Origin of the sequence: Streptomyces sp. NPDC020845, assembly GCF_044334165.1 — a bacterium.
Lineage (GTDB): Bacteria > Actinomycetota > Actinomycetes > Streptomycetales > Streptomycetaceae > Streptomyces.
The window spans coordinates 35,869-57,537 of record NZ_JBIRSJ010000008.1 but is presented as its reverse complement, the minus strand read 5'-3'; the positions used below and the strand labels follow the sequence as shown (position 1 = coordinate 57,537).

Sequence of the window (21,669 nt, the reverse complement as noted above, 5' to 3'; positions counted from 1 at the left end):
GCCACGGTGCGCACCTGCGGCTGCATGGCCTTGATCATGCCGCCCATGCCCTGTGCTTCGGCGTGGTGGCGTTGGGCCCACTCGGATTCGGCGACGAGGTAGTCGGTGCCTGTGAAGGCGGGCCGGTCGCTGCCGGGGGCGGGATGCCAGGCGCCCATCCGAAGTGGTCGACATGCAGGTGGGTGAACGCGACGGCCTCGATGTCCGCGGGGTTGCGGCCGAGCGTGGCGAGGCTGTCGAGCAGGGCACCGCCGCTGAGGATGCCGAAGGGGTTCTCCGGGGGTCCCATCGTCAGCGGGCCGACGCCGACGTCGATGAGCAGGGCGCGGCCGTCGCGTTCCACGAGCAGGCCGCCGTTTCCGGTGAGCCACGCTCGGTCTCACCGTCGCGCGGGCCTCGGCGCTGCGCGAGCTGACGGGTCCGATGACCTTGAGCGAGCTGGCCGTGCGGATGAGCCGCGAACCGTCGAACGCCACCGTCGTGATCGACAAGCTTGAGAGCCAGCGGCTGATCGAACGGCGTCCCCACCCCTCCGACCGCCGGGCCAAGCAGCTGCTCCTGACTCCTGAAGGCGCCGAGCGCCGGGAACGGCTGCTGAAACCAGTGAGTGAGGATACGTTCTTCCCGGGCCTGACCCAGCAGGAGCAAAGCGCGCTCCAGGACCTGCTGCGGCGAGCCATCTCCCGCCGCTGAACCTCCCGGACGTCAAGGCGTCGCGAAGCAGATCGCACCTGATCGCGGGCGGGCGGGACGCCGTTGGGGGAGCCCCGCGCCCTCGGTCAGCTCCAGATCATGCAGATCCGGCGTGCGAAGTTGACGTATCCGATGCGCTGGAAGGCATTCGCCATGGGGGTGTTGCCGAGATCTGTGGCTGCCCGGATGCGGGGGACATCCTGCGCGCTGAGGATCCGGGTGCCTTCGGCAAGGATCTCGTCGATGTAGCCGTTGCCCCGATGTTCGGGGAGTACGGCGAGGTAGCCGATGACGGGGTTGTAGTCGTTGCGGGCCGGGGTGACGAACCCCACCGGCTCGCCGTCCGGCAGTGTCGCGATCCGCCACCAGTCCTGCGGGCTCCGGTAGTGCGCGAGCTCCTCCTCATAGTGCCTGGTCGCCGCTTCGCGGGGGGACAGCCGGGTCAGGGCGTCCCTACTGTGCGCGTCCAGCGTTCCGTCCAGGACCCGAGTCATCAGGGCGAGGATTTCCTCGGTGTCGCGGACCGGCCGGAACGCCAGGCGCCCCTTCGGCTCGGGGAGTGGCGTCCCGGGACGCCACTCCAGAAGCAGCCGTTCGACGAACTGGCGGGCGCCGGTCCGTTCCAGGGCGAGCATGCGGTCCTCGACGATGCGCCCGGTCACTCCGCCCTCCCGCCAATCGGGTGGGACGGCTCGGTTGTACTCGGGTGGACGGGCGTCGGCTGGGACCACTGCGGCCGTGGCGGCCCGCAGCAGCCGTACGCCGATGTCCACGCGATCGCGGTCCGCGCTGCTGTCGTCGATGTCGAAAATGTCCAAAAGGAATGGTGTGTCGTCTCCGGTCCGACCCCACCATGCGACCCTGGCCAGTAGGCGCTCGCCGCGAAGGGCGACCCACATCCATTCCGGACGCCGGCGGCCGGCGGCAAGGTCGTCCGCCAGTTCCTCGTTGAGGGTGTAAGGCAGTTGGGAGAAGAGGACGAGTTCTTCGCGTCCGGTGATCGGACGCATGGTCAGGTCGTTCCGTTTCACGGTCAAGGCACGCTCCGGTGAAGGCGCCCGTCCGCTCCGAGGTCAGATGTGGTCCGCACCCCGGGAGGACACAAGCGCGGTGATCATGGCGATCATGGGCTTACCCCTCCTCTCGCTGTCGTGGCCCCTCACTCTCGTGGTGGGGTTCCGCCGTAACGTCTAGCCAAGCGCCGCCCCGTCCGCAAGCCCTTTTCGATCGCCCTGCGTCCGACAGTCCATGCACGTGCCGAGGTCGATGGCGAGGTTGCGGGCTTGCTGGGTGGCCCAGGCGGCGGTCGGGTGTGCGGTGACGCCTGCGATGTGCGGGACCGATTCCTGCGGAGTGGAGGATCTGCCAGACGGTCGAGGCGTCGGTCGGGTGTCCGAGCCGGGCCAGTTCGCCTTGAATCCGGCGATGGATCTCGACGTCATCCCTGCCGCGTCCCCGCCAGCCGCCCCCGTGCGGCGGCCTGGATCCGGGAGGGCCCGAGCCCCCACTGGAGGGTGCGTCCGACGGCCGTCGCCAGGGGCCGGTCCCAGCCGGTGCGGACGGGGGCCGGGCGGTGGATGCCGAGTTCGGTGCGGGCCCAGTCGGGGAGGAGTCCGACCGAGGCGTTCGTGAGCAGGCCTGCGACCAGCCGCTCCCGTCGTGTGCGTCCGAAGCGGCGGAGGAACAGTACCGAGTCCAACGCGGCCGGAGTGGCCTGGAGTTGGGGGCGGAGGCGGGCCAGGTAGCGCTCGGCTTCGAGGGACGTGCGCGGTACGTTCCGCGCGCCCAACGCCTCGGCCATGGGGGCGGCTTGGCGGTAGTAGGCGTCGCACTCGGCGGGGGTCAGTCGGAGCGGCCGGGGTGCGTAGGTCTGGTGGCCGGCGAGGAAGCTGCGTACCTCGGCGGTGTGCACCCAGGTGAGCAGGTCGGGGTCGTCCGCGCGATACGGCCGGCCGTCGGGGGCGGTGCCGTGCACCCGGGTGTGGATCCGCCGGACGAGGTCGATCACCTCGCGGGCGGCGGCCGAGGAGCCGAAGGTGGTCGTGGTGATGAACCGTACGGTTCCGTTCAGCCGTCCGACCGGATCGGCGCGGAAGTCGGAGTGCTGGTCGACCCCCGCCATGGCCAGCGGATGCAGCGACTGGAGCATGAGCGCGGCGAACCCGCCGGTGAGCATCCCGGTGGCCTGCCCGTGCACCCGCCACACCGGGTCCCCCGGCGCGATCCCGAACAGTCCGGGATCGCCGGGCGGCCCCGAGTACCGCTCCAGCTTGAGATCCCCGCCGTGCATGGTCGTCGTGAGTTCCGCCGCGATCCGTTCCCGCAGTCCCACCAGCACCTCCAGGGTCCGTGTCCCTCAGCCGAGGGTACCGATCCGCCCGGCGAGCACGGCCACGAGGATGAGCAGTCCGCACAGGGGGTTGGTGCCGAACGCCCGCCCGCAAGCTCCGACGTCCGCAGGGTCGGCCCGCCATACCTGCCATCCCAACTGCCCCGCGACCACGCACAGTCCGGGCCAGTACAGCGGCCCGAGCCCGGCCACGACCCCGAACCAGGCGAGCAGCACCACACACCCCGCGTACACGCCGCCCACCAGCACCCGGCTACGGCGCCCCAGCAGCACGGCGGCCGACCGCACCCCGGCCCGGACATCGGCCTCCTGGTCCTGGCAGGCGTAGATCACGTCCGTCCCCACGGCCCAGCAGATCAGCGCCCCGTACAGCACCCAGCCCCCGTCCCCGAGCCCTCCGGCGAGCAGGACGTACACCAGCGGCACCGCCCAGTTCATGGTGATCCCCAGCCACACATGCGGCCAGTGGGTGACCCGTTTCAGGTACGGATACACCGCCGCGAGGGGCGCCCCGGCCGCCGCCCACACCACGGCCTCCACACTCCAGAAACCCATCACCAGCGGAGCGGCGGCCCCCACCACGACACACAGCACCAGCGCCCGCCCGGCCGCCAGCCGCCCGGAGGCGACGGGTCGCCCCGCCGTACGCGGCACCTGCGCGTCGAACCGCGCGTCCAGCACATCGTTGAGCCCGCAGGCGGCCCCTCTCGACAGCACCCCGTACACCAGGAGCAGCAGCCCGAGCAGGCCCCCGTCCCGGGGCCCGGCGATCGCTCCCAGGGCGATCCATCCGGGCACCACCAGCAGCCAGGCCCCCACCGGCCGGTCCAGCCGCAGCAACTCCAGATACGGTCGCACCCCGGCGGGGGCCCGCCCCACCAACCGGGCGGTACGGCCTCGGGCCGGGACTTGAGTCAAGACTTGGGCCGGGGCTTGGGCCGGGGCTTGTGAGGCGACGGTCATACCGATTCATGTCCCTTTCCAGGGGGTTGCGCGCCGATTGGCCCAACCTAGTCCCGGCCAGGGCGAGTTACCCGGTCCTTCCAGGGAGAAACGACGGTCTTATGGGCAAGGGAAATGGTCTATAAGTGCAGGCCGGGAGGTGGTCGCGATCAGTTCCGCGGACGTCACGACCCGTGAACACCCAGCCGGTCATCACAGCGGGGGGTGATCGGGGTGGCCTCACGGCTGACGAGGAACTCGGGGCGTGTCGGGTTGGCTGGTGCGTTGTCGACGGCGTTGTAGGTGATCAGGAGCAGCGCACGTCGGTCTGTCGAGGAGTTGTTCGACGAGGAATGGACGATGCTCGGGTGGAAGGCATGGACCGACCCAGCCGGACCCACCATGAGTTCGGTGCCGTTCCGCCGGGCAAGGTCGGACGCGGTATCGGTGTTGACGGTGTACGCCAGATCGGCGGATACGTGTCGCCGCCAGTCACCCTCCCCTTCCACCGTGTCGGGGAGACCGATGAGGCCGAGGCGATGGGAGCCCGGGATGACGGCCAACGGGCCGTTGTCCTCATGTATGTCGTCCAGCGATACGGCGACGTTGACGGCCTCCGGACGTGGCATGCCGTCCTCCTTGCTCCAGAACGCATAGTCCTGGTGCCACGGCCAGGCCGCGCCTTCATGGGCCTGCTTGAGGTTGACCTTGAACTGGTAGACGTAGACCGACTTTCCCGTCAGGACCTCGGCCAGCGCGACGAGTTGCGGGTGTCTCACGAGCGCGGAGCACACGTCGTCGAAGAGATGGCAGCCGTGGATGGCTCGGACGACATCGCTGTCCTTCTCATGGACGACCTCCGGCCTACGCTCCCGGCTGATCGACGCCACACGCTCGCGGATCAGCTCAACCGCCTTGTTGTCGAATCGGAAAGGTATCCGGCTCCACCCGGTCTCGGCGTAAGCAGACTTCAGCGCGGTCGAAGAGTCCTTGACCGTTGTGGACATGATGCACCCTCTCTACTATGAAAGACCGTTTTGTGGAATATTTATGCAGAGCTTCGTGGGACACCGCATGCCGCCGCTGGCACAATGCTTTCCATGGGGAACTCTCAGGCGCATCCGGTGTTCCGGACGACGGATTTGGTTGCTGCGGTGAAGACGGCTCGTCGCTTGCTGGCGATCGGCGACCCGACTGATGCCGAGGTGAGTCTCGAAGCCACCGTGTCCGAGGCGTCGGAACTGGAGATGCTGAGCGCCGCCATGCCGACAGCCACCGCATTCGGGTGCGGCCAGAGTCCGGCCATTCAGCCGTCGACCAGTTCAGTTGTCGCGGGCCCGTTTCCGATTTTTCTGGAGTGGACATCCCAGCCTCTCGGCCGGCTCGAGGACCGCTTCGTCGCCGCTGCGGGAAAATGTCCCGCGACGCTTGTGTGGAGTGGGATGCGCTGGCCGGAGGTGCCTGCGCTGCGGTTGTCCGCGGAGGAGGAGTATGCGCATGTTTCCATCTCCATCAATTCGCGACAAATTCACTGGGATGAGCCCGCACCCGATCATACGGTGCACATTCACGACCGGAAAGGCACGTATCTGCGGGCTCAATGGCTTGCCGATCAGGTCGGTCTTTATCCTATCGGGCCTCCTTATCTAGCCCTTTGAGCTCGCATCGGTTCACCAAGAACAATCGGTTCACCAAGAACAGGAGGCGTCGGCGACTTTCTCCTTTTCCCAGGATTCCCGGTCGCGCAGGTAAAGGGGGTGCTCCGCGAGGATCGCCGTCGTTTGTGCTGAGCCGGGAGTCAGTCTCCACTGCACGGATCCGGTGATACGGGCCGAGCAGTTGTCAATGAACGACTGGCAGGCGGCTCGAAGGGGGCCGAACCACCGACCCTCGACGGCCTCGCGCACCCAGAGCTGCTCCATGTGCATCTTTTCCCGGATGGTCTCGGCATCCAGGGTGGCTGTTTCCAGATGCCGGTATGTGCGCAAGAGCAGACAGGCCGCCGGCATCTCTCGGATCTCCAGCACCTTTTCTCCGTCAGGCAAATGCTCGAGGCCACTGTAACGGCCGATACCGAAGGCACCCACACGCAGGTTCATTTCGCGGATCAGCCCTGTCAGCGGAAGCTGGGTTCCATTGACTGCGATGGGAACTCCCGCGCGGAACCTGATGTCCATGAGGCCCTCGGGAGCGGAATTCTCGGCGATGGACCACCGATACAGATGCTCGGGAGTGGCATGGTCCTCCGGATCTTCCAGGATTCCCGACTCGAATTCGCGGCACCATAGATTCGAGTCACCGCTGACGATCCGGTCTGCCATCTCGTCCAGGCCGGCATCCTTGAGTTCCTCGATCTTCTGGGCGCGATCGACCGGATCGAGTTCGTAGGGGCTTCCGTACCGGCCCGGGAAGCCGAGCAGGTTGATTGCCCCGTTCAGTCGTCGCAGCGTGTTCTGGGACTGATTGGCGGTGTGCAGTACTGCCGATGCCCCCATGTTCTGGGCCATCTCGACCGCTATTCGTGCCATAAGGGGACGGCTCAGCGAGGAACTGATCGGATGCGTGTTCAGATAGACGGCCTGTGCGGATATGGCTGGGAGAACAAACTCATGCGCGAAAGTTTCTCGTGCATCAACGATGTGCAATTCAATGCCGAGTCGGTCGGCTATGCGCTGTTTCTCTTCGAGGGTTTCGTCACCTCCTACGTCCACGCTGATCGCATGGATGTCACGGTGCCCGGACCGGCGCAGCCGGTACAGCAGATAGGTGCTGTCCAGCCCTCCGCTGAACAGCGTGACCACGGGCAGGTTCTGGTCGAGGACCCCTGTGGCGAGGTCGCTGAAGGAGCGTACGACTCGAGGTTTTTTCAAGGAACTTCTTCCAGGGTGCGGTGTGCGGATATGGAATCAATTGATCGGTGGCGGATATCGCGGTTCATAGCGGACCTTGACCACGTCGGTCATTTCATCGAGCAGCGAGGCCAGCGCTTCATGGGTCTCCGTGGCTCCGAAGCAGACGTAGACCTGCCCCAGCCTCCCCGTACGCCAGTCGATGGAGTGCCCCGCTCCGCGCTTCAGGACGACACGGGAAATGCCGGGCAGACGCTGCAACTGCTCGAGTCCCGACACCTCGGCGACACGCCGCGCCTCCAGGGGAGGCACGCGAGCGTATATGAACGCGATCCGCTCGTAGGCGATGTTGTCCACCGCCTTCGTGGCTTCCTCGTCCCCAAGAGCGATACCGGCCGCCAGCCGGATGACGTCCACTCCTGTCGCGCGGGCGAGAAGAGCGTTGACGAGGCCCCCAAGGCGCCCGTTCACTTCGATGACCTGCGGTCCCGACGGAGTGAGCTTCACCTCGGTGTGACACACTCCGGTGTGCACGCCCAGGGCGGTCAAGGCGCGTGTGGCCACGTCCAGGACGGTTTTCTCGTCCTCTTCCCGCAAGGCCGCGGGCAGGAATGACCCGGCTTCCCGGAACGGTGGCACAAGCGGGAATTTTCCGGTGACCGTGAGATGGGTGATGGCACCGTCGAAGACGGCCGACTCCACGGAGACGTAGTCGCCCCAGGGGGCGGTGTCCACGACTCCCCGCAGTTCCCTCTCGAAGACGAAGGCTTCCCTCGCGGCGGACTCCGCTGGTCCCGGGAATTCCGAACGGCAGGCGGCAACAAGGTCGTCGTATGAGGAGATGCGGTAGGTACTTCGGCTGCCGGTTCCCACGTCGGGCTTGAACACAGCCGGCAGGCCCACCTCCGCCACGGCGAGCCGGGCGGAATCCTCCCCGGTGACCAGCCGCGCCGGCACCGCGGACGCACCGCAGCCGTTGAGCACCTCACGCTGCAGGTGCTTGTGAGTGAGCTTGCGCACCAGCTCGGGCGAGTGAAACGGAAGATCAAGTTCTGCTGCGAGTGCCCCGGTTCTCTCCAATTGATAGTCGGTGAAGGTGACGATTCCGTCCGGCCGTTCCGCGCGCACCTTCGTGGCGGCGCGGCCGAGGTCCAGCCCACTGATGTCGCACAGCCGGCCCAGCTCGGCCATGAGCTCTTTGGGCTGCTCACCGAACTCGGAGTCCGGGCAGACGAAGATCGGTTCGGCCAGCCCTTCGAGTGCGGCCGCGATCTCCACCACGTCCGCGGCGCCCATGTCGTAGACGACTGCGATCCGCCGCATCACGACACCTGCCGGTCCGAGGTGTCGCGTTGGGCGTCGATGAGCGCCGCCAGATCCCGGAGCACCGGGTGGTTGAGGATCGCGTTGAAGGGAATGGTCACGCCCAGCTCCTTGGCCACCCGCTGCCGGATGCGGAAGGCGAGGAGCGAGTTGCCGCCGGCGGCGTAGAAGTCGTGTGTGGCGCCGACCGGTTCGTCGCCCAGAAACTCCCGCCACAGCCGGGCGAGGTACGTCTCCGTCTCCCCCGACGGCAGGTCGGACGGCGAGAGCTGCCGGGAGTCCTCGGCCAGCAGGGCCCTGAGCGCCGCCACGTCCCGCTTGCCGTTCTCGTTGTCGGGGATCCGGGGCAGGAGCAGGACGCGGCTGGGCACCATGTACTCGGGCAGTTCCCGCTTGGCGTACGCCAGGAGCTCCTCGTCGGTCAGTGCGCTGTCCGCCGCCACGAATGCCACCAGGCGCAGGTCCAATTCTTCGCCGGTGGCCAGCACGATCGCCTCCCGGGCCAGCGGGTGCTGGGCGAGCGCGCGCTCCACCTCGCCCGGTTCCACCCGGTAGCCGCGGATCTTCACCTGGTCGTCGGCGCGCCCGACGTACTCGAAGACCCCGTCGGGCCGCTGTCGGCCGAGGTCGCCGGTCGCGTACATGCGGCTGTCGTCCTCGGCGAACGGATCGGGGACGAAGCGCTGCTCGGTCAGCTCCGGTTGACCGATGTACCCGCGGCAGACCCCCACTCCGCCCACGTACAGCTCGCCCACCTCACCGACGGGCACGGGCTTCCGGTCGGCGTCCAGCACATACATGGAGAAGCCGTCCAGGACGGGGCCGATGGGCACCGAAGTGTCCTCGGGTCCCACCGACTCGATGTGGGCCACTGAGCAGCCCGTCGTGGTCTCCGACGGGCCGTAGAGGTTCCACAGCGACCCTCGGAACCCGCTCGCCAGGACGTCCCGGCAGGCGGAGGCCAGCATGGTGCCACCGCCGACCTGGAGGACCCGCAGGCTGGAGAACGTCTCCGGGCTCTCGCGGGCCAGGTGGTTGAACGCCATGGTGGGAGCGATCATGACGCTGATGCGGCGGTCCTCCAGCTCCCGCTTCACATCGGAGGCCAGGAGTTCCGCCATGGCGGGCATGACGACGATCTCCGCTCCGTACGCGAAGCTGCACCAGGTCTCGAAGTGGAAGGCGTCGAAGGAGACGCTGGCGATCTGGCTGGTGCGATCGGTGGGCAGCAGCTGAGGCATGACGCGGTTGCGGGCGAAGGCGAGCAGGTTGCGGTGCTCCAGCACGAAGGCCTTCGGGACCCCGGTCGAGCCCGAGGTGAACAGCACGCAGGCCCCGTTCTCCGGCGCGGGAAGCGGCAGGTCGCCCAGGGCGGGGGAGTCGGCCGTGCTGTGCCATTCGATCACGTCGGGCCCGAGGTGCGAGAGCCGCGCACCCCACCCTGGTTCGGTCACGATGGCCTTGGCTTCGCTTCGCCGGATCATCAGGTCCCGGCGCTTGTCGGGATACCGGACGTCCACCGCGACGTAGGTCGCGCCCGCCTTGAGGATGCCGAGCAGGGCGACGAACACCTCGCTGGAGCGGGGGCGGTGCACCACCACGCGGTCCTCCCGGCCGACCCCTCGCGTGGCCAGGTGTGCGGCGAGCACGTCGGAGCGGGCGCTCAACTCCCGGTAGCTCAGGGTCTGTTCGCCGTCACTCACAGCGTTGCGGTCCGGGTGACGCGCTGCTGTCGTCTCGAAGAGTTCAACGAGCGTGCTGGGTCGCTCACGATCGTCGGACATGCCCATGGAGGTACTCCTGACTTCGCGGATATGACGGTGCACACGTCGGGTGGGGAAAGGTCGCGGAAAGGTGGGTCACGCGCTCGCAGGGGCCGGTTCGGGCCTCGTCAGCGAGCCACTGCGGCGCTGGAAGAAGAAGGCCTGTCCGGCCACCAGCAGGAGGTTGGCGCCGGCCAGGGAGAGCCACAGCGCCTTCAGGCCGCCCGCTGCGCCGACGGGCAGGGCCACCAGGGCCAGCAGCCCGTAGCAGATCGCGAAGACGACCAGGCTGGGGACGGTGCGCTTGATGCCGATCAGTCCGAAGCCGAACACCGCCTGGGCGGCGTCCGCCAGCACCGCGAGGAGGACGACGGGCAGCAGGTCCAGCACCTTGTCGTGAAGGCCGGTGTCCTTGGTGAACAGCGAGATCACCGGGGTGCGTGCCACCACCAGGAGGAGCGCGAGACCGCAGACGGCGCCCAGGGCCACCAGGACACCCGCGTGAGCGCTGCGCCTGACCTCCTGTACGTCGCCGGTCTTCACATGGGCGGCCATGAGCGGCACGGTCGCCTGGCCCACCGCCACCGCCGCGGTGAACATGAGGTTCACCAGGGACAGGGAGATGCTGTGCACGGCCGCGCTGTCGGTGTTCACCCGGGCCGCGGAGAAGGCGAGGACGCCCAGGACGGCGAACTTGATGAGCACGGTGGCCGCGAGCGGGATGCCGACCGCGGCCAGCTTGAGCACCTCGCGCGGATGCGGACGCCCCAGCCGCAGCGGCCTCCCGGCCAACACCGTGTTCCGGCGCAACTGGATGTGTGCCAGGGAGGCGTTGATCAGGCTGGAGGTGAGCATGGCGATACCGGCGCCGGGCAGGCCGAGGCCGTCGAACGAACCGACGCCGCCGACCAGGACCAGCGAGAGTATGACGGCGGCGGCGGTGCCGGCCATCCCGGAACGCATCACCGCCTTGCCCTTGCCGAGCCCGACGAGAGTGGATGTCGCGGTGGCGGCGATCGACATCACGAGAACGCTGCAGGCGAGGATGTACGGGAAGACACCCAACTCGTCGAGGGTGGTCTGCGGCACTCCGCCGGCCTTGCCGATCAGCGGCACGGAGGCGACCGCCGCGGCACCGAGCAGTCCGACGCAGATCCCGAGCCACATGCCGTTGCGCAGCACGGGCAGCAGGCCGTCGGCGTCGTCGGTGTCGCCGGCGTCGTCTTTGTGTGCCGCCACGAACGGCATGACTCCGCGCATGGCTCCGGAGACCGCGGCGGTGGCCGGGCTGAACACGGCCAGCGTGACGGCGAAGGCCGCGAGCGAGGCCGTGGCATGCCGCCCCAGGACGGCCGTGTCCACCAGGGACGCCGCCGACGAGGCGATCATCGTCAGGTAGAGGGGGAGCGCGGCACCGGCGATCTGCCGCGTCTTCTTCTCTCCCTCCGGACCGGAGGGCTTGTTCTCAGCCATGGCTCTCAGCGTCTTCCATTTCTTCTCGCGCCGCTGCTTGTGTACCGGAAAGAGCGGAACTGACGTCCGCCACGAGACTCTTGCAGAAGCTTTCCGGATGATCGAACAGATAAAAGTGTCCACCGGGCCAGATGTGAAAACTGACGGGTGCCAGGGTTCTCTCTCGCCAACCGTTCAAAAATTCATGCTCGGCGAGCGGATCGGCGTCCCCGGAAAAGACGGAGACGGGTGTGGAGAGGGGTGGTCCTTCGATGTGTTCGTAGGTGTCCACGATGCGCAGATCGGCGCGCAGAACGGTCACCATGTAGTCGACCACGTCCGGGATCTCCAGCATTTCCTCCGGTGTTCCCCCCAGCTCCCGCAGGAACGCGACGAGCCGCTCGCGTGGCCACAGGTCACGCCGTTCCGGCAGCCGGTCCCGGAGGCGGTGCGGGGCGGGGCTTCCGGAGACACCCAGCCAGGCCGGTCCGGCTCCCCGCCGTTCGGCCTCTCTGACCAGCTCATACGCGACCAGCGCCCCCAAGCTGTGGCCGAAGACGGCATAGCGGTCGGGGGCGTTGTCGAGCACGGCGGGGGCGACGTGTGCCATCAGTTCGGCCATGTCGCCGCAGGCCGACTCGCCGACGGAGGCGCCCCGTCCGGGCAGTTCGACGGCCAATGCCCGCCAGGTGGGGGGAAGGTGCTCGGCCAGGGGCGCGTAGCCGGTGGCCGAGCCGCCGGAATGGTGAATCAGAAAGCAGGTCAGCTCTGTTTCCGGCTCTCGGTTCCCGTGCTCTCGATTCCGGTGCTCTTCGTTCCCGTATCGCCTGGACCGGGATCCGAGATCTCTGATGATTACTTGACTTGGCATTGTCACCGTCCCGCCTGATCGATAGGGTGAGCGATCGCGGTCGAGGCCGCGTCAAGTTTTGTTGTCACGACGCGAACGGGGTAGCCGTGGACAGGATTGCGTTTCTCTTCCCCGGGCAGGGCTCGCAGGTGCCCGGAATGGGAAAGGATTTCGCCCGGGAATACGCTGAAATCGTACGGGCCTACTACGCATCGGCCGACGAGATTCTGGGACTTCCGCTGAGCCGGCTCTGCTTCGAGGGCAGCGAGGAGGAGCTGGGGGACACCGCCGTGACCCAGCCCGGTGTGTTCCTCACCAGCCTCGCCGTCTCCGCGGTGCTCCGGGAACACGGCATCCGGCCGGGCGTGGTGGCCGGCCACAGCCTCGGTGAGTACCCGGCCCTGGTGCATGCGGGGGTGCTCGCCTGGGAGGATGCGCTGCGTCTGGTGCGCCGTCGCGGCGAGTTGATGGCCGGGGTCAACCGGCGCACACCGGGACGGATGGCGGCGGTCCTGGGGCTGCCCGCCGAGCGGGTCCGTGACCTGTGCGAGGAGTCGTCGCGCTGCACCGGTGAGAGCGTGGCCGTGGCCAACTACAACGCGCCGACGCAGACGGTGGTGTCCGGAACGGTGGCCGGGGTGGAGGCCGTCACCGTCGCCGCGCGGGCGGCCGGTGCGACACACGTCGCACAGCTGAAGGTGGGCGCGCCCTTCCACTCGCTCCTGATGAAGGACATCGAGGAGGAGTTCGCCGCCCATCTGGAGGCCGTCCCGTTCTCCACTCCGGTCATCCCGGTGATCGCCAATGCGACCGCCACGTATGTGCACACGGGCGAGGAGGCTCGTCAGTCGCTGAGGCGCCAGCTCTCCTCGCCGGTGTACTGGAGCCAGACGCTGGAGCTGCTGGTGAAAGAGGACGTCGACGCGCTGGTCGAGGTCGGTCCCGGCAGGGTGCTGACGAACATCAGCCGCGGTTCGGCCTCGCAGGTGCCGGCCATGGCCGTGGGCACCGTCAAGCAGTTGCGTCAGGCCCTCGCCCGGCTCACCGCGGTGCGGGCGTAGCGCGCTGGGGGCGGGCGGGCGGCAGACGGCCGCCCGCCGTCCTCCGGTCCGGGAGATCACAGCTGTTCGCACCTCTCCCGCAGCACCGCCAGGTTCCGCAGCGCGCCGAGCGCCTCGTCCGCCGCGACGCCGAAGTCGATCAGACAGGCGAGTTCGTCGACACCCAGGTCGGCGAGGCGTTCGACGATGGGCAGACAGCTGTCCACGGAGCCGATGAGGCACCGGGTCCGCGCGTGCTCCTCGTAGGCGTGGTCCAGCAACTCGCGCATCGCGGCGTCCGACGCCGGTCCCACGCCGTGACTCTGCGGCGACTTGAGGCCGAAGAGGCTCATGGACGAGCGCATGTACGCGGTCATGGGGGCACGGGCCGTCTCCAGCGCCGTACGGCTGTCCTCGGCGACGAACGTGTGCAGCATGACCGTCACACGGTCGCTTTCGATGCCGTATCCCGCGGCTTCGAGCGCCTCGCTGTAGTCGGCCAGATTGTCCTCCAGCCGGTCCCAGGACTGCCCGAGAAGGTGGGTCAGAATGCCGCACCCCAGCTCTCCCGCGAGGGAGAACGTCTCGGCGGAGCCTGCCGCGGTGACCCAGAGGGGCAGCTCGTCCTGCCGGGGGCGCGGGTAGGTGTGGATGAGCCGCTCCTCCCCGCCCGGCCCCGGACGGCGCACGGCCTCACCGGACCACAGCGCGCGCAGCTCCGGGATGCCGTCACGGACCAGGTTTTTGTTCTGCTCGAAGTTGCCGGGTGCCAGGACGAAGTCCTGCGGGTTCCAGCCAGAGGCGATGGCGAGGCCCGCCCGGCCGCCCGAGAGCTGGTCGACGACGGCCCACTCCTCGGCGACGCGCAGGCGATCGTGCAGCGGAAGCACGACACTTCCGGCGCGTACGTCGACGCGGGAGGTGATGGCGGCCACGGCCGCCGAGGTGACGGAGGGGTTGGGGAACGGCGCGCCGAAGTCGTGGAAGTGCCGCTCCGGCGTCCAGACGGCCGAGAAGCCCTCCGTGTCCGCGAACCGCGCCGCATCGAGGAGGAGACGGTACTGCTCGGTGGTGTCCTGCCCGTTGGCGAAGAAGAAAAGGCTGAACTTCACGCGCCCTCCCCGGGATCGATGGATGCGGCAAGGTCCGCGGCGGTGGTGTCGGCCTCGAACACGAGGGCGTACAGCACGGTGCGATACAGCGCCATCACCTGTGCGTCCCGCCGCTCGGCAGGGCTGCGGGCGTACGTGAGCTGGGTGCGGAAGGCGCGCGGGCCGTCGGCGACCGTCAGCTGCAGCCGCTGCCCGGCGGCCAGTACGTCGGGCCCGACGGCACGTAGTTCCCGCGTGCCGAGCCGCAGCGGCTCGCCCTCGTCGCGCGCATAGGTGAAGACGACCGGAAGGCTCCGGAAGGCCCCGAGCCCCTCGTCGGCGGCCGCGAGGTCGGCGTAGTTCACGGTGCGTACACCGTCCACGTCGTCGAAGACCTCGCGTACGGCCTCCAGGGCGTGGCGCAGCGGCTCCGCGGCGCGCAGGCGGAACGGGAAGGGGACGACGTTGGCGAAGCTGCCGACCGTCGCGTCGAGGGAGGGGTGGATCCTGCCGTCCAGCGCCAGCGCCAGGCAGACCTCGTCCTCGTCCCGCGACCAGGCCAGGGCGGTGGCGAAGGCGGTGAGGTGCAGCAGGAAGGGGGTGACGCGGTGCTCCGCACACCGCTGGCGCAGCGTCTGCTGGAGCCGCTGCCCGGGGGCCCAGGACCGCTGCCCGGCGATCTCCCCGTCGGCCGCGGGGCCGAGGGTGTCGGCTTCCCGCGGGGCACGGGGCAGAAGCCGGCGCCACCGGTGCACGGTCTCCTCGGCGCGCTCGCTGCCGGTCAGGGACTGCCGCCAGGTGAGGTGGCGCAGGAATCCGTCGTCCGTTTCACGGGGGGCCGTTGGCGTGGCGTAGGCCTCGGCGAGGGAACGGCACAAGGTGTTCAGGCTCCGCCCGTCCAGGGCGGCCAGATGGACGGTCAGCGCCAGCAGGGTGGGGCCTTCGGGCAGCTGCGCCGCCGCGACCCGGAACAGAGGTTCCCCGGCGGGATCGATGGGCCTGCGCTGACCCCGGTCGTACATCCATGCCGCGGCCTCGTGTGGTGTCATGCCCGCCGGCGTCCCGGGCGGATCGAGCACGGTGAAGCCCTGTGTCCGGGCCCGCGACTCCCCGTCCGTATCGGCCGCCGCATCCGCCGCATACGGCACGCGGAGGGCCGCGTGCCGGCCGAGGACGGCATCCACCGCCGTACTCAGCCGTGCCGGGTCCAGCCGTTGCCCGGTGTCGAACACGAAGGTCTTCTGCCGGTCGGAGGACGGGGAACCGTCGAGGAGCGCGCGGTGCCCCGCAGGGACGACGAGCGGAGCGGCGACGGCGGGCAGCTCTTCCTCGGCGTCTGTCACGGGGCGGTGGCCGGCCACCAGGGCGGCGACCTCCGCGGCCGTGCCGCGCCGGTAGAGCTCCCGCACCGACAGCCGGATGCCGCATTCCTCCCGTACGCCGTGGATGACGCGGGTGGCGAGCAGGGAGTGGCCGCCGGCGTCGAAGAAGTCCTCGTCCGGGCCGAGCAGCGGGTTGTCCAGTACGCGGCGGAAGACGGCCAGGACACCGTGCAGGGCACCGTCCGCCTCGGAGGAGTCCGCGCCCGCGTCCGCGCCCGCACTCCGCGGTACCGGGCTGCCCGGCCGGGGCAGCCGGGACACCTCGACCTTCCCGTTGACATTGACCGGGAGGCTGTCGAGGACGGTGAAGGACGACGGCACCATCGCCGCCGGCAGCTCATCCCTGAGCCGGTCGCGGGTCCGCTCGGCCACCCCGGCCCCGGAAGCGGCCACCACATAGGCGTCGATGCGCCGATCGCCCTCCGTGCCGCCGACGACCAGGGCGACGTCGCGGATCGCCGGGTCCTCGCGGATCACCGTCTCCACCTCGCCCAGCTCCACACGGAAGCCGCGGATCTTGACCTGGTTGTCGCCACGGCCCAGGAACTCGATGTCGCCCGAGCGCAGCAGCCGGGCTCTGTCTCCGCTGCGGTACGCGCGTGCGGTGTGCGCCGTGCCGCCGTCCGGGCCCGGACGCGGGAAGCGTTCCGCGGTCAGCCGCGGCTGTCCCAGATAGCCGGTGGCCACGCAGTCGCCGTGGATGACCAGCTCGCCGACCGAGCCGCGGGGAGCGTCGCGGCCCTGCCCGTCCAGCACGGACAGCGTGACGTTCTGGATCGGGCGGCCGATCGGTGCGTGCCGTGGCCAGGCACGCGGCGGTCCGCTGAACCGGTAGGAGGTCACCACGTGTGTCTCGGCCGGGCCGTAGTTGTTGATCAGCCGGCATTCCTTCAGGGACTCGAAGAAGGAGATCACCGACGCGCTCAGGCGCAGCTGTTCGCCGGTGGAGGCGATCTCCTTGAGCGAGGAGAAGGCGGCGGTGTCGTGTCCGAAGCGTGCGGCGAGCGCGTGCAGGAGGGACACCGGCAGGATGGCCTTCTCCACCCGGTGGTCCCGGATGAAGCCGGCCAGCATGTCGTGGTCGTGTTTGGTCTCGTCGTCGGCGATGTGGAGGGAGCCGCCCGAGCACAGGGCGGCGAACGCCTCGTGGAAGGAGGCGTCGAAACCGAAGGACGCGAGCTGTAGCCGGCGCAGCCCCGCGGTGTGGCCGGCGGTCTCCCAGTGGATGAGGTTCGCCAGCGCGCGGTGGGGGAAGTGGATGCCCTTCGGCCGGCCCGTGGTGCCGCTCGTGTAGGTCAGATAGGCACCCACCGACAGGTCCACCGCGTCGCCCGGGACGCTGTCCGCACCGCCTCGCACCGCCGTGATGTCCGCCAGCTCCAGAGCCGTCGCGCAGGCGGCGAAGTCGGCGTCCTCCTTGCGCTCGGAGATGACGACGGCGGCGCCGCAGTCCTCGGCCATGGCCGCGAGTCTCCGCCGCGGGTGAGTCAGGTCGAAGGGCACCGGCGTTGCTCCCGCGCGCATCACGCCCACGAGAGCGCCGACCAGGGGCACGCCCCGTTCCATGGCGATGCCCACGTTTTGGCCGGGACGTACGCCGAGCCCGGCGAGCAGGTCGGCCACCCCCGCCGAGACACGGGCCAGTTCGCCGTACGTCAGGGAGGTCCGGCCGTCGGTGACCGCGAGGCGGCCGGGTTCCCTGGCCGCCCAGTCGGCGAAGACCGCGTGGACCGGGCGCGGCGGGACGGGGACCCGCGGGCCGGCCAGGGCCGCGGAGGTCCGGGCGGCGGTGGCGGGCGACTCGGAGGGGACGTCCCTCAGCGGTCGGTCCGCCGCGTCCACGACGGTGGCCAGGAGAAAGGCGAAGGTGTCCTGCCACCCTGCGACGGTCTCCCTCTCGAAGCGTTCGGTGTTGTAGAGGAAGCGTCCGGTAATGCTCCCGTCCCGGCCGAACCACCAGTCCAGGGAGAGCTCGTACGGGCTGGTGTGCCGCTCGAACGGCAGGGGGCGGCACTCGAGTCCGGCCGGCGGCGCGGCACTGCCCGCGTCCAGGTTGAGCATGTTGAACAGCACCTGGAATATCGGGGTGGCGTTCAGGTCCTGGCCGCTGCCTCCCAGCCGGCGGGTGAGCACCTCGACGGGCAGATCCTGGTGGTCCAGGGCCGTGGTCACCCGCTCGGCCACCTGCCCCAGCAACGCGTGGAAGTCCAGGGCTTCCTCGGTCCGCACCCGGAGCGGGAGGGTGTTCACGAAGTTCCCGATGAGGTCGCGGGTCTCGGGCCGGTGCCGTCCGGAGACCGGTGTCCCGACGACGAGATCCGTCCGCCCGGTGACCCTGCCGAGCAGCAGGAAGAAGACGGCGAGTACGACGACGAAGGGCGTCACGCCGTGCTGCTCGGCCAGCGCGCGGACCCGGCCGGAGAGTTCCGCCGGAAGGGCGAAGTCGACGGTGCTGCCCCGGTAGCCGCGGACCGCACCGGGCGGCCGGTCACCCGGCAGCTGGAGCGGCTCGGGCAGATCCGCCAGCTCGTCCAGCCAGAAGCGCAGCTGCCGGTCGGCGTCCGCGGAGGTCAGCCATGCGGCGACGGCACGCATATGGGCGGCCGGCAGACCTTCGATGGCGGGCAGGGCGGCCTTGTCGCCACCGGTTCGCTCCGCGTAGCAGGCGTAGAGGTCACGCAGCAGGATGCCGGTGGATTGGGCGTCCGCGCAGATGTGATGCACCGAGAGGGCGAGGACGTGCCGGCCGGGCCCGGTGGTGAAGACGCGCGCGGCGAAGGCGGGAGCCCGGTCCAGCGGGAGCCCGCGGTCCAGCAGTCCGGCGATCGCGGACCGCAGGGACTCCTCGCCGTCGACGGCGAGAACGGGGAGCTCGACGGGCACCTCGGGCAGGATCTCCTGCGTCGTGCCGTCCGCGGTCGTGCGGAACACCACGCGCAGGCTCTCGTGCCGGGCGACGACGTCGGCGAGCGCGGCACGCAGCGCCTCGATGTCCACCGGGCCGCGCAGGTCGGCGAGAACCGGCACGTTGTACGCCTCGGCCGCGCCGTCGATCTCGCTGAGGAACAGGAACCTTTCCTGAAGGGGAGTCAGGGGGATCGGACCGTCGGCGGACACCGGGCCTCGATCGCGCGGCTCGGGTCGTGCTCCGGCGCCCGCCGCCGCTTCCTCCTCCTCGTCCTGCTCTCTGTGTGCCAGCCGGGCCAGGTGGGCCGGGGTCGGCTCCCGCAGGAACGTGCCGAACGGTACGTTCACCCGGAGCCGCGCACGGGCCATGGCCACGACCCGGGTGGCGAGCAGGGAGTCACCGCCGAGTGTGAACAGGTCGTCGTCCTCCGCGACGTCGTCGACCCCCAGACACTGCGCGAAGATGTGCCGGGCCGACTGTCCGGCGGTTTCCGCACCGCCCGCCTCCTCCGCCGCTTCCACCGCCAGGGGCCGCGGGCCACCGGAGCGTACGGACCGCTCGACGGCGCCCTGCGGCGGCCGTGGTTCCAGCCAGTGCCGCTGCCGGTCGAAGGGGTACGCGGGGAGGTCCACGACGCGGCCGCCGGCGGCATCGACGAGTCCCGAGCGGTCCTCCAGGAGTCCCAGCGCCCAGGCGCGGCCGAGGCGCCCGAGCAGCGAGGCGTCGCCGCCTCGCGTGCCGGACGGACCGACGACGTGGACCGCTCCCGCGAACACGCCCGGGACCGTGGCGGCAGGGAGCGCCGCGGCCGCGCCGAGGTGCACGAGCGCCGAGATCCGGGGCGGCAGGGTGCGCCGGCCCGGTGTGGCCGCGGCGTTGCCGAAGGCCAGGGCCGGGTCCGGCCGGCGGCCCGCCGGGCACAGTTCCGCTCCGTCCTCGTCGTACCAGGGGATGGTCAGCGGACGGAGCGACACCCGGCGCAGGACGTGTTCGTCGGATCCCATGCCGTCGGCCACAGGGGCGCCGTCGAAGGAGAAGTCCACCATGGCGGCGGCGAGTTCGTCCTCCGTCAGCGCGCCGGCCAGCACAGCCGCGGCGGGGCGGGACGCCCGGGCGGCGACGACGGCTCGGGGGGCGGCTCCCCGGCGCTCCGCCCACACGGCGGCCTCGCCCAGTGATACGACGGTGGAGGTCAGCACTGCCGGGGCCCGGGCCGCCAGGGTGCGCAACGCCTGCTGGACCGTCAGGCCGTGCGCCGCGGCCCACGGCCCGACGAGCCGTTCGGCGGTTTTCCGGAACGCCGGGTGGTGATCGAGAAGTTCCTGGACCGCCTGCTGGTCGGGTTCGGCATCCCGCAGCACGAAGGCGAATCCGCCGCGCCCCGTGTCCGCGCCGTCCCCGTCGAGGGTGACGGGTTCCCGGCCACAGGCCCAGAGCAGTGCGCGCCGGAAGGGCAGTACGGCATGTCCGCGGGCAAGGGTGTACGCCATGTCGCGCACGCCGTCCGGAGTCTGAGCCGAAAGCCGCTCCCGCAGGCCGGACTCCCATGCGTCCAGGGCCGTACGCGACGCGGCCGAGAAGGGCAGCAGCCGTGCGTTGCGGGGCACGCTGTCGGCGGCCGCCTCCGGCCCCGCCGGCACCTCCGGCGCCTCTTCCACCAGCACGTGCACATTCGTGCCGCCCACGCCGAACGAGCTCACCCCGGCGAGCAGCGGTCGCGGGCCGTCCCATGGCTGCAGCTTTCCGGTGACCCGGAACGGCGAGGTGTCGAAGTCGATGTGCGGACTGGTCTCCTCGCACCACAGAGTCGGGGGCAGGGTGCGGTGGCGCAGCGCGAGGACCACCTTGATCAGGCCGGCGATCCCCGAGGCCGAGTCCAGATGACCGATGTTGGACTTCACGGACCCGATCCCGCAGAAGCCGGTCGCACGGCTCGTCGTGCGGAAGGCCTCGGTGAGGGCACTCACCTCGATGGGGTCGCCGAGGGCGGTGCCCGTGCCGTGCGCCTCCACGTAGGAGACCTGATCGGCGTCGACGCCCGCCAGGTCGAGCACCGAGGCGATCAGCTCGGCCTGTCCCCGGGCGCTGGGCGCGGTGTAACCGCTCTTCCGCGCCCCGTCGTTGTTGACACCGCCGGCTCGGATCACCGCGAGTACCCGGTCGCCGTCGGCGAGCGCGTCCTCCAGACGCCGCAGCACCACGACCCCGACACCGCTGGAGAACACCGTGCCCCGGGCGTCCGCGGAGAAGGGCCGGCAGCGGCCGTCGGGGGAACCTATGCCGCCCTCCACATAGGAGTAGCCGAGGTCGGTCGGTTTGATGCCGGCGCCACCGGCCACGGCGGCGTCCGCCTCGTAGTCCAGCAGCGCGCGGCAGGCATGGTGCACCGCCGCGAGGCTGGAGGAGCAGGCGCAGTCGACCGCCGCACTCGGGCCCGTCAGGCCCAGGCGGTAGGACACACCGGTCGCGGTGAAACCCCGGTCGTTGCCCATGAGGACGCGGTGCCAGCCCAGGGCCTCGACCACCTCGGGGTGGCTCATCACATGGCGCAGCAGGTAGTCCGAGAGGTTCATGCCCAGGTACACGCCGACGCTGCCGTCGAACGTCCCGGGTTCGAGAGCGGCGTCCTGAAGGGCGTGGACCGTGGTCTCCAGCAGAAGGCGCTGCTGCGGGTCGGTCGCGGCCGCCTCGGCCGGAGTCATGCCGAAGTAGCCCGCGTCGAAGAGCGAGGGGTCCGTGAACCGCATACGGGTGGCGACGTACGACGGGTCGTCGCGCACCCGGTCGAGCAGTCCCGCGCGCCTCAACTCCTTGTCGGGAACGGTCTCCCGGGGCTCCACGCCGTCGCGCAGCAGCTCCCAGAACGCATCGGTGGAATCCGCCCCGGGGAAGCGGCAGGCCATACCGGTGATGGCGATCGCCGGGAGCTCGTCGTCGGGTTCGTCGGGAAGATCGGCAGCCAAGGCTCACACTCCGGGACTTCTGCCGGCACGCACTCGCGGTGGCGGCGAGTCGGCGTACCGGGA

The 21,669-nt window shown here is 69.9% G+C and carries 14 protein-coding genes and 1 pseudogene; 3 read left to right on the top strand and 12 right to left on the bottom strand.

Annotated elements, in window-relative coordinates:
- Positions 1-34 precede the first annotated feature (34 nt).
- Positions 35-343: an MBL fold metallo-hydrolase gene (locus ACH4U7_RS21465; RefSeq protein ID WP_398529466.1), complete on the bottom strand. Its 309-nt coding sequence runs from the start codon at positions 341-343 to the stop codon at positions 35-37.
- A 44-nt stretch (positions 344-387) separates the two neighbouring features.
- Here ACH4U7_RS21465 and ACH4U7_RS21460 point away from each other — a divergent pair.
- Positions 388-693, top strand: a pseudogene (locus ACH4U7_RS21460) (MarR family transcriptional regulator); the annotation flags it as partial.
- An 86-nt stretch (positions 694-779) separates the two neighbouring features.
- Here the strand turns inward: ACH4U7_RS21460 and ACH4U7_RS21455 are convergent.
- The 4 genes from ACH4U7_RS21455 to ACH4U7_RS21440 all read right to left on the bottom strand — a co-directional run bounded on the left by ACH4U7_RS21455 (position 780) and on the right by ACH4U7_RS21440 (position 4,992).
- Entirely contained in the window at positions 780-1,703 is a 924-nt protein-coding gene (locus ACH4U7_RS21455; protein ID WP_398529803.1) for a GNAT family N-acetyltransferase, read from the bottom strand.
- A gap of 428 nt (positions 1,704-2,131) precedes the next feature.
- A complete protein-coding gene (locus tag ACH4U7_RS21450) occupies positions 2,132-3,025 on the bottom strand; it encodes an oxygenase MpaB family protein (RefSeq protein ID WP_398529465.1) in 894 nt (297 codons plus the stop codon).
- 24 nt (positions 3,026-3,049) lie between these two features.
- Positions 3,050-3,922 carry a 4-hydroxybenzoate octaprenyltransferase gene (locus ACH4U7_RS21445; protein ID WP_398529464.1) on the bottom strand — a complete coding sequence of 291 codons (873 nt, stop codon included), beginning with the start codon at positions 3,920-3,922 and terminating at the stop codon, positions 3,050-3,052.
- Between the two features lie 248 nt (positions 3,923-4,170).
- Complete coding sequence (locus ACH4U7_RS21440; protein WP_398529463.1) at positions 4,171-4,992, bottom strand: phytanoyl-CoA dioxygenase family protein; 822 nt, start codon at positions 4,990-4,992, stop codon at positions 4,171-4,173.
- 93 nt (positions 4,993-5,085) lie between these two features.
- Between ACH4U7_RS21440 and ACH4U7_RS21435 the strand changes: the two genes are divergently transcribed.
- Positions 5,086-5,643, top strand: a complete 558-nt coding sequence (locus ACH4U7_RS21435; RefSeq protein WP_398529462.1) for a hypothetical protein — start codon at positions 5,086-5,088, stop codon at positions 5,641-5,643.
- 30 nt (positions 5,644-5,673) lie between these two features.
- Here the strand turns inward: ACH4U7_RS21435 and ACH4U7_RS21430 are convergent, their stop codons facing one another.
- The 5 genes from ACH4U7_RS21430 to ACH4U7_RS21410 all read right to left on the bottom strand — a co-directional run bounded on the left by ACH4U7_RS21430 (position 5,674) and on the right by ACH4U7_RS21410 (position 12,243).
- Positions 5,674-6,855: an argininosuccinate synthase-related protein gene (locus ACH4U7_RS21430; RefSeq protein ID WP_398529461.1), complete on the bottom strand. Its 1,182-nt coding sequence runs from the start codon at positions 6,853-6,855 to the stop codon at positions 5,674-5,676.
- Between the two features lie 36 nt (positions 6,856-6,891).
- A complete protein-coding gene (locus tag ACH4U7_RS21425) occupies positions 6,892-8,157 on the bottom strand; it encodes an ATP-grasp domain-containing protein (RefSeq protein ID WP_398529460.1) in 1,266 nt (421 codons plus the stop codon).
- On the bottom strand, positions 8,157-9,941 hold the full coding sequence (locus tag ACH4U7_RS21420) for an amino acid adenylation domain-containing protein (protein ID WP_398529459.1): 1,785 nt from the start codon (positions 9,939-9,941) through the stop codon (positions 8,157-8,159). Before ACH4U7_RS21420 ends, ACH4U7_RS21425 begins: the two co-directional genes overlap by 1 nt.
- 75 nt (positions 9,942-10,016) lie before the next feature.
- On the bottom strand, positions 10,017-11,393 hold the full coding sequence (locus tag ACH4U7_RS21415; protein ID WP_398529458.1) for an MATE family efflux transporter: 1,377 nt from the start codon (positions 11,391-11,393) through the stop codon (positions 10,017-10,019).
- Positions 11,386-12,243 (bottom strand): thioesterase II family protein, encoded by an 858-nt coding sequence (locus ACH4U7_RS21410; RefSeq protein ID WP_398529457.1) that lies wholly within the window; start codon positions 12,241-12,243, stop codon positions 11,386-11,388. Before ACH4U7_RS21410 ends, ACH4U7_RS21415 begins: the two co-directional genes overlap by 8 nt.
- Before the next feature lie 26 nt (positions 12,244-12,269).
- Here ACH4U7_RS21410 and fabD point away from each other — a divergent pair, with 26 nt between their 5' ends.
- On the top strand, positions 12,270-13,283 hold the full coding sequence (fabD, locus tag ACH4U7_RS21405; RefSeq protein ID WP_398529456.1) for an ACP S-malonyltransferase: 1,014 nt from the start codon (positions 12,270-12,272) through the stop codon (positions 13,281-13,283).
- A gap of 56 nt (positions 13,284-13,339) precedes the next feature.
- On the opposite strand, the gene ACH4U7_RS21400 is transcribed toward fabD, so the two are convergent.
- A complete protein-coding gene (locus ACH4U7_RS21400; protein WP_398529455.1) occupies positions 13,340-14,374 on the bottom strand; it encodes a MupA/Atu3671 family FMN-dependent luciferase-like monooxygenase in 1,035 nt (344 codons plus the stop codon).
- Positions 14,371-21,606, bottom strand: coding sequence for an amino acid adenylation domain-containing protein (locus tag ACH4U7_RS21395; protein ID WP_398529454.1), 7,236 nt, complete (start codon positions 21,604-21,606; stop codon positions 14,371-14,373). The genes ACH4U7_RS21400 and ACH4U7_RS21395 overlap by 4 nt, the downstream gene beginning before the upstream one ends.
- Positions 21,607-21,669 lie beyond the last annotated feature (63 nt).